Origin of the sequence: Streptomyces sp. NPDC007095 (genome assembly GCF_040634475.1) — a bacterium.
Classification (GTDB): domain Bacteria; phylum Actinomycetota; class Actinomycetes; order Streptomycetales; family Streptomycetaceae; genus Streptomyces.
This window is the reverse complement of sequence record NZ_JBEYFS010000377.1, coordinates 1-6,802: the sequence shown is the minus strand read 5'-3', so window position 1 is coordinate 6,802 and position 6,802 is coordinate 1. Positions and strand designations below refer to the sequence as shown.

Sequence of the window (6,802 nt, the reverse complement as noted above, 5' to 3'; positions counted from 1 at the left end):
GCCCTCGTACTGGACGTACTTGGGTCTGTGCCTGGTGCGGTGAGAGTGCGTGCATGGCGTCGCGGGGCAGACGGGAATTTGACGACAGGGCCTAGACCGCCAGGGAGTCCTCTGGACACTCAGGGCCTGGGGTCCTCGCCGTTCGGGTGGGGTTCCAGGGCGTCGAAGTCCGTCCAGCCCTCCCAGCGCCACACGTCCTTGTCCAGGTCCGGCTGGAGCGGCACGAAGCGGCCCAGTTCGAAGTCGCCCGCCTCCAGGTCGAACCAGCGCTCGTCGGCGACCTCGGTGCCCAGGCCCACGGTCCGCGCCGTCAGCCGGACGAGGAGCTTGACGCCGTACGAGCCGGACAGCTCCTTGCCCTGGATACGCCGAGCCCTCACTGCTCACCGGCGGCGAACTGCTCCAGCTCGACGTACGGCCGCTGCGGCTCGGCGAGTGGTACGTGGAGGAGCGCCAGGAGCAGCAGCGGCTCGACGAGGCGCTCGCCGACCTCGGCCAGGTCGGCACCGGGCACCGCCACCCGGTGATCGCCGTCGGCTCCAACGCCTCCCCCGGCCAGGTCGCCCACAAGCTGACCCGGCTCGGCATCCCGGCGACGGTGCCGATGGTGCCGGTGCGGGTGCACGGCATCGGGGTGGGCTGCTCGGGTCACATCAGTCCGGCGGGGTACGTGGCGGGGACGCCGTACGTCGACCCGCGCGCGGAGACCACGCTCGTCGTCACCTGGCTGGACTCGACACAGCTGAAGGCGGTCGACGACACCGAGTTCCCTGACTACCGGCGGGCGATACTCCCGGGCGACGCGTTCGCGATGACGATGCCCTCCGGGGAGCGGCTGGGCGGCGCCTACATCTACTTCAGCGCGCACGGAGTGCTTGCCGATCCGGTCACCGAGCAGCCGCGTCCGGGCGGCGGCGACCAGGCGGAGCTGCTCGCGGCGCTGCTGGCCGGGTCCGCCCGGCTGCGCGAACTGCTCGGTCCCGACCCGGCCACCTGGGTGCGGCGTGCGGGAGCCGACCGCGCGCTGCGCGAGCGGGGCACGCTGGTCTTCGGTGAGGAGGGCTGGGTACTGCCGCAGACGGACTTCCTGCCGTACGTCGACGACGCGTCCGAGCTGCGGCTGTACGACGACCTGCCACCGCTGGACGACTCGCTTCCCCGTCGGGCGTGAGGCCTGCTTGGTATCGGGTGCGGAGGTTCCGTTTCCACCCTGACCAGGCAGGACGGGTACCTGACAAAGACTGGGGTGCGGGTAAGACTCCAGGTAAGACCTTTACCCCAACCGTCCCCCGTGTGACCTGCACATTTTTACTTTCTCTTGAGTGGAACCGTCAGCGCCCCGATATCCTCCTAACCCTTACGGGGGCGTGCGCCCCGACGTCCTGAACCTTTCGATGGGTGCGGAGCATGATCGAGGCAGTCGGCCTGACGAAGCGCTACGGCGCCAAGACGGCCGTGTACAACCTTTCCTTCCAGGTGCGGCCGGGTGCCGTCACCGGCTTCCTCGGGCCCAACGGCTCGGGCAAGTCGACGACGATGCGGATGATCCTCGGCCTCGACAACCCCACCTCGGGGCAGGTCACCATCGGCGGCTTCCCCTACCGCAAGCTGCCCAACGCGCCCCGCCAGGTCGGCGCGCTCCTCGACGCCAAGGCCGTACACGGCGGCCGGCACGCCCGCAACCACCTGCTCTGCCTCGCCCAGCTGTCAGGCATCCCGGCCCGCCGGGTCGACGAGGTGCTCGGCGTGGTCGGGCTGCAGGACGTGGCCAAGAAGCGCTCCAAGGGCTTCTCGCTCGGCATGGGTCAGCGGCTCGGCATCGCCGCCGCGCTCCTCGGCGACCCTCAGGTGCTGCTCTTCGACGAGCCGGTCAACGGCCTCGACCCCGAGGGCATCCTCTGGGTCCGCAACCTGATGAAGGCGCTCGCGGCGGAGGGCCGCACGGTCTTCGTCTCCTCGCACCTGATGAGCGAGATGGCGCTGACCGCCGACCACCTGATCGTGATCGGCCGCGGTCAGCTGCTCGCCGACCAGAACATCAAGGACTTCATCTCGCACAACTCGGCCGACTTCGCCCGGGTCCGCACCCCGGAGACCGAGCCGCAGCAGCGCGAGAAGCTGACCGCCGCGCTCACCGAGGCGGGCGGCCAGGTGCTGCCGGAGCAGGACGGCGCGCTGCGCGTGATGGGCCTGCCGCTGCCCCGCATCAGCGACCTCGCGCACTCCGCCGACGTACGCCTGTGGGAGCTCTCTCCACACCAGGCCTCGCTGGAGGAGGCGTACATGCGGATGACGCAGGGCGCCGTCGACTACCGCTCGACCATCGACCAGAAGGCCGGGCTCCAGCAGGAGCTGCCGCCGGGTGCCATGCCGCCGCCACAGCTGCCGGTCGCGGGCCAGGGCCAGCCGGGCTGGTACGCGCCGCCGCCGCCCCAGCAGGGCGGGCAGCCGTTCGCGATGCCGCAGGGCGCCCCGCAGGCGGGCCCCTACGGCGCTCCGGGCACCCCGGGTGCGCCGGGTGCGCCGGGTGCCGCGGACGTCAACCCGTACGCCCAGCCCGCTCCCCAGACCCCCGCGCAGCCGGTCGTCGCGCCCCCGGCGCCCGCCGCGCCCACCGCCCCCGACCCGACCAAGCCCGAGGACGCCCGATGAGCACGCCCCCGCCCCCGATGCCGCAGCAGGCCGCCGCTGCCCCCACCTGGCAGGCGGCGCCCGGCACTTCGTACAGCTCGCCGATCCCGGTCACCCCCACTCACCTCGGCCACGCGCTCACCTCCGAGTGGACGAAGATCAAGTCGGTGCGCTCCACGCTGTGGACGCTCGGCATCTTCCTGCTCCTGGTGGTCGGCATCGGCTTCCTGGTCGCCGCGCAGACCCAGGACTCCGACTTCGGCGACGTGCCGTACACGATCCCGGCCTTCTTCGGGCTGATCCTGGGCCAGATCTGCCTGATCACGCTGGGCGTCCTGGTCGTCTCCTCGGAGTACGGCACGGGCATGATCCGCACGACCTTCACGGCCTCGCCGCAGCGCCACCGGGTGCTCACCGCCAAGCTGATCATCTTCTTCGCGGTGGCGTTCACCGTGTCCGTGTTCTCCATCGGCCTGGTCGGCCTCATGACCTCGGCCATGCACAGTGGTTCCTCGAACGTCTCGTGGGGCGGCACGGTCGTCAAGGCCGCGCTGTACGTCTCGCTGCTCGGCGTGCTGTCGCTCGCGGTGGGCTCGATGCTGCGGCACTCGGCAGGCGCGATCACCACGATGCTCGGCCTCGTGCTGGTGCCCGCGATCCTGCCCGCGTTCCTGATGATGTCGCAGAGCATGCGCACGATCGGCGAGAAGATGCAGGAGTACGCCGCTCCCAACGCCCTGGCCAGGGTCTTCGCGCTGGACAACGAGAACGGAAGCGGCGGCGCGCAGCTCGGCCTGCTCGCCGGGGTGACGGCGGCGGCGATCGCCGCCGCGTTCGTGCTGCTGGAGCGCCGGGACGTGTGAGGCCGCTGCGACCTGAAATCGCCTAGAACCTGGGCGCGTTACGGGACCGCTGCACCCTTGAGGTGCGGCGGTCCTTCGCGTTCCAGCAGGCCTTGTGCCAGTGGCGGCGCTCGTCGACGCCCGAGTGCTCCGGCCAGGCCACCACGTGCGGGACACCGGAGGGGATCATCTGGTCGCAGCCCGGGCAGCGGTAGGTCTTGCCCTCTGCGCTGGCGCCCGCCACATGACGCACGCTCCACTCCTCGCCCTGCCAGCTCTCCGTGGACTGCCAGCCGCCGTACCGCCCGGAGCGGTCGTCCTCCGCGCTCCGGTCGGAGGGGTCGGAACCCTTGGGGCGGTTGCGACGCGGGGACACAGGACACCTCACGGAGCTATACAGGGAGCAGGGTCTTCTCCAGCCTACGCGGAGCGGACAGGGGTAGCCGTACCCCACCGACCCCCTCAGACCGCCCTCCCGTCGGCCCATTCTGCAGACAATCCGCAAATCTCTCCGACAGGCCGTGTCCTCGGCACGTGTCGGACGGTTATGCCGGTGGGGGAGCTCCGCGTCGGAGCCGAGGAAGCAGGAAAGCACCATGCACGTTGGAAGTTTTGTACTGGCGGCCCAGTTCCCGGGCCAGGGCCAGGGGGAGGCCCTGCACCGCGCGGTGCGCACGGCCGAGGTCGCCGAAGAGGCCGGGCTCGACGCGGTGTGGCTGGCCGAGCACCACTTCGTGCCGTACGGGACGTGCCCGTCGGCGGTCACCCTGGCCGCCCTGCTGCTGGGCCGCACCAGCCGCATCCGCGTCGGTACGGCGGTCAGCGTACTGCCCACCGTCCACCCCGTCGCCCTCGGCGAGCAGGCCGCGCTGCTGCACATGACATCCGGCGGCCGTTTCACACTGGGCGTGGGGCGCGGCGGGCCCTGGGTGGACCTGGAGGTCTTCGGCGCGGGCCTGGAGGCGTACGAGAAGGGGTTCCCGGAATCACTCGATCTGCTGGTGCGCTGGCTGCGCGAGCCGTCCGTGGAAGGGCGGGGTGAGCGGTTCAGGTTCCGCGAAGTGCCCGTCGTGCCCCGGCCGTCGGAGGCGCTGAGCGGCTCCCCCGGCCCTGAGGTCGTCGTCGCCTGCACCTCGCCGGCGAGCGTGCGGCTCGCCGCCGAGCGGGGGCTGCCGATGCTCCTCGGTATGCATGTCGGTGACGAGGAGAAGGCCGAAATGGTGTCCCTGTGGCGACAGTTGGCGCGTGTGGCGGGCCGTTCGACGGACGAGATCCTCGGCGCGGCCCATGTGTCGGCCGGCGTCTGCCAGATCGCGGACCGTCGCACCGACGCCGTCGAGACCCTCCTCAAGGCGATGCCGGGCTGGCTGAGGCAGGGGCTGGACGCGCATGTGACGGTCGACGGCCGTGCCCGCGCGATGCGGGACCCGCTGGCGTACACGGAACTCCTTTGCGGGCTGCATCCGGTGGGCACGCCGCGCCTGTGCGCCGACCGTCTCGCGGCCACCTCGGAGCGCACCGGAATCTCCCGCTTCGCCCTCCTCGTCGAGGGCTCCGGCGACCTGGCGGCGACAGAGGAGAACGTCCAACGGCTCGGCACCGAGGTACTCCCCCACCTCGGCTGAGACAGGTCACCGCGGACGGCGTGGGCCCGGGAGAGGGTGCGGGTGCCCTGGGCCCACCAAGGGTCTCCAGGGCCCCACGACCGGCTTGTCCCGCCCCGCGGCCCGGACAACTCGGTCTTCCTGCCCCGACGCACACACCCACCCACCCACGATCCAAGTCCCGCCGTCGGCCCGGGGACCCGGGGGAGCCTGCCGCCCCGTACAGATGCACCTCCCGCGTACGGAGCGGCAAGCAATGCGGCATCAAGGCGTCACGTCAGCAGTCTCGGAATTCCGGCGACTGATTCAGCAGCTGACTGCGCACCGAGGTGAAGCGTGCCAGCGTGTCGTCCACTGAGGCGTCCAGTGGGAACACCGCCACCCGATGGCAGTTCTGGAAGGCCAGCCGCACACCGAAGTGCCGCTGCAGCGCGCCGCGTATCGCGTCACTCGCGAGCGCACGCAGCAGCTGGCCACGCGCCTGCTCGTCCGGCGGAGGCGTCTGGTTGTCGGCGAAGTTGCCGCCGTCCACCTTCAGCTGAGCCACCAGGGAGCTGATCATCTCCCATGCGTAGGGCAGGGAGGTCCGGACGCAGTCGACGAATTCTGCTTCGTCGACCTCGCCTCGCTCGGCCTTCTCGAGTAGGGCCGGTGAGACGTCGAGCGACATGGGTTCTCCTCTCGCACCCCCAGACCTCGGGGGTTGCCGGACAGGTAAGGGACATTCGCGATATCGAACACTCTGAGTACACGCATCGCGACCTCCCGTTTATACGGTAAGCAACGTACGGTGACGGCACCAGGAGAATGCGCACATAGTGAACTCCCAGTAGGCCCACAATCAGCCACGACCGAACAGGCGTCTTCCAGGGCGAATCGCGTGGACCTCTGCCCGTCGAGTAGCGTTGCGGACCATGCGTCTCGTCATTGCCCGCTGCTCCGTTGACTACGCGGGCCGGCTCACCGCCCATCTCCCGTCGGCCCCCCGCCTCATCCTGGTGAAGGCGGACGGCAGCGTCTCGATCCACGCTGACGACCGGGCCTACAAGCCCCTCAACTGGATGTCGCCGCCCTGCACCCTGAAGGAGGGCTCCGGCGACGAGGAGGGCGTCTGGACCGTCATCAACAAGGCGGGCGAGAAGCTCATCATCACGATGGAGGAAGTCCTCCACGACTCCTCGCACGAACTCGGCGTGGACCCCGGCCTGATCAAGGACGGCGTGGAAGCGCACCTCCAGGAGCTCCTCGCCGACCGCATCGAAACGCTCGGCGAGGGCTACACGCTCATCCGCCGCGAGTACATGACGGCCATCGGCCCCGTCGACATCCTGTGCCGCGACGGCGAGGGCCAGACCGTCGCCATCGAGATCAAGCGCCGCGGCGAGATCGACGGCGTGGAGCAGCTCACCCGCTACCTGGAGCTGCTCAACCGCGACCCGCACCTCGCGCCGGTCCGGGGCGTCTTCGCCGCCCAGGAGATCAAGCCGCAGGCCCGCGTCCTCGCCACGGACCGCGGCATCGGCTGCACGGTCCTGGACTACGACGCGCTGCGGGGCATCGAGGACGACAAACTGCGGTTGTTCTGATTCGAACGACTTTGACTCAATCGGCCATGTGGTTCACCGGTCAGGGCCGACGAGCAGCGCCCCGGACCGGTCCGCCTCCCAGGCCGCGCAGCCGGATGCGCCCGAGGCTCCCGACTCGTCCGCCCCCGGCACCTCAGCG

Annotated in this window: 9 protein-coding genes; 5 read left to right on the top strand and 4 right to left on the bottom strand. The window is 70.4% G+C overall.

Features of this window, described 5'->3' with window-relative positions:
* Window positions 1–119: 119 nt before the first annotated feature.
* Window positions 120–380, bottom strand: a complete 261-nt coding sequence (locus ABZ656_RS55225) for a hypothetical protein (protein ID WP_360279921.1) — start codon at window positions 378–380, stop codon at window positions 120–122.
* Window positions 377–520 (bottom strand): hypothetical protein, encoded by a 144-nt coding sequence (locus ABZ656_RS55220; RefSeq protein WP_360279918.1) that lies wholly within the window; start codon window positions 518–520, stop codon window positions 377–379. Before ABZ656_RS55220 ends, ABZ656_RS55225 begins: the two co-directional genes overlap by 4 nt.
* A 3-nt stretch (window positions 521–523) precedes the next feature.
* Between ABZ656_RS55220 and ABZ656_RS55215 the strand changes: the two genes are divergently transcribed.
* From ABZ656_RS55215 to ABZ656_RS55205, 3 genes are all read left to right on the top strand, one after another.
* Window positions 524–1,171 carry a hypothetical protein gene (locus ABZ656_RS55215; protein WP_360279915.1) on the top strand — a complete coding sequence of 216 codons (648 nt, stop codon included), beginning with the start codon at window positions 524–526 and terminating at the stop codon, window positions 1,169–1,171.
* Window positions 1,172–1,407: 236 nt separating this feature from the next.
* Window positions 1,408–2,652, top strand: a complete 1,245-nt coding sequence (locus ABZ656_RS55210; RefSeq protein ID WP_360279912.1) for an ABC transporter ATP-binding protein — start codon at window positions 1,408–1,410, stop codon at window positions 2,650–2,652.
* Window positions 2,649–3,494, top strand: coding sequence for an ABC transporter permease subunit (locus tag ABZ656_RS55205; protein WP_180362066.1), 846 nt, complete (start codon window positions 2,649–2,651; stop codon window positions 3,492–3,494). The genes ABZ656_RS55210 and ABZ656_RS55205 overlap by 4 nt, the downstream gene beginning before the upstream one ends.
* Before the next feature lie 22 nt (window positions 3,495–3,516).
* On the opposite strand, the gene ABZ656_RS55200 is transcribed toward ABZ656_RS55205, so the two are convergent.
* Window positions 3,517–3,849 (bottom strand): hypothetical protein, encoded by a 333-nt coding sequence (locus tag ABZ656_RS55200; protein ID WP_054233208.1) that lies wholly within the window; start codon window positions 3,847–3,849, stop codon window positions 3,517–3,519.
* Between the two features lie 220 nt (window positions 3,850–4,069).
* Between ABZ656_RS55200 and ABZ656_RS55195 the strand changes: the two genes are divergently transcribed.
* A complete protein-coding gene (locus tag ABZ656_RS55195) occupies window positions 4,070–5,098 on the top strand; it encodes an LLM class flavin-dependent oxidoreductase (protein WP_101400701.1) in 1,029 nt (342 codons plus the stop codon).
* 256 nt (window positions 5,099–5,354) lie between these two features.
* Here ABZ656_RS55195 and ABZ656_RS55190 read toward each other — a convergent pair whose 3' ends face one another.
* Window positions 5,355–5,747, bottom strand: coding sequence for an SCO5389 family protein (locus tag ABZ656_RS55190; protein ID WP_101400700.1), 393 nt, complete (start codon window positions 5,745–5,747; stop codon window positions 5,355–5,357).
* 244 nt (window positions 5,748–5,991) lie between these two features.
* Between ABZ656_RS55190 and nucS the strand changes: the two genes are divergently transcribed.
* On the top strand, window positions 5,992–6,663 hold the full coding sequence (nucS, locus tag ABZ656_RS55185) for an endonuclease NucS (protein ID WP_060901300.1): 672 nt from the start codon (window positions 5,992–5,994) through the stop codon (window positions 6,661–6,663).
* Window positions 6,664–6,802: the final 139 nt, after the last annotated feature.

What these genes read in the sequence shown, in the direction of transcription:
- ABZ656_RS55205 (WP_180362066.1), top strand. Translation starts at nt 2,649, where the DNA reads ATGAGCACGCCCCCGCCCCCGATGCCGCAGCAGGCCGCCGCTGCCCCC.
- ABZ656_RS55195 (WP_101400701.1), top strand. Translation starts at nt 4,070, where the DNA reads ATGCACGTTGGAAGTTTTGTACTGGCGGCCCAGTTCCCGGGCCAGGGC.
- ABZ656_RS55210 (WP_360279912.1), top strand. Translation starts at nt 1,408, where the DNA reads ATGATCGAGGCAGTCGGCCTGACGAAGCGCTACGGCGCCAAGACGGCC.
- ABZ656_RS55190 (WP_101400700.1), bottom strand. Translation starts at nt 5,747, where the DNA reads ATGTCGCTCGACGTCTCACCGGCCCTACTCGAGAAGGCCGAGCGAGGC.
- nucS (WP_060901300.1), top strand. Translation starts at nt 5,992, where the DNA reads ATGCGTCTCGTCATTGCCCGCTGCTCCGTTGACTACGCGGGCCGGCTC.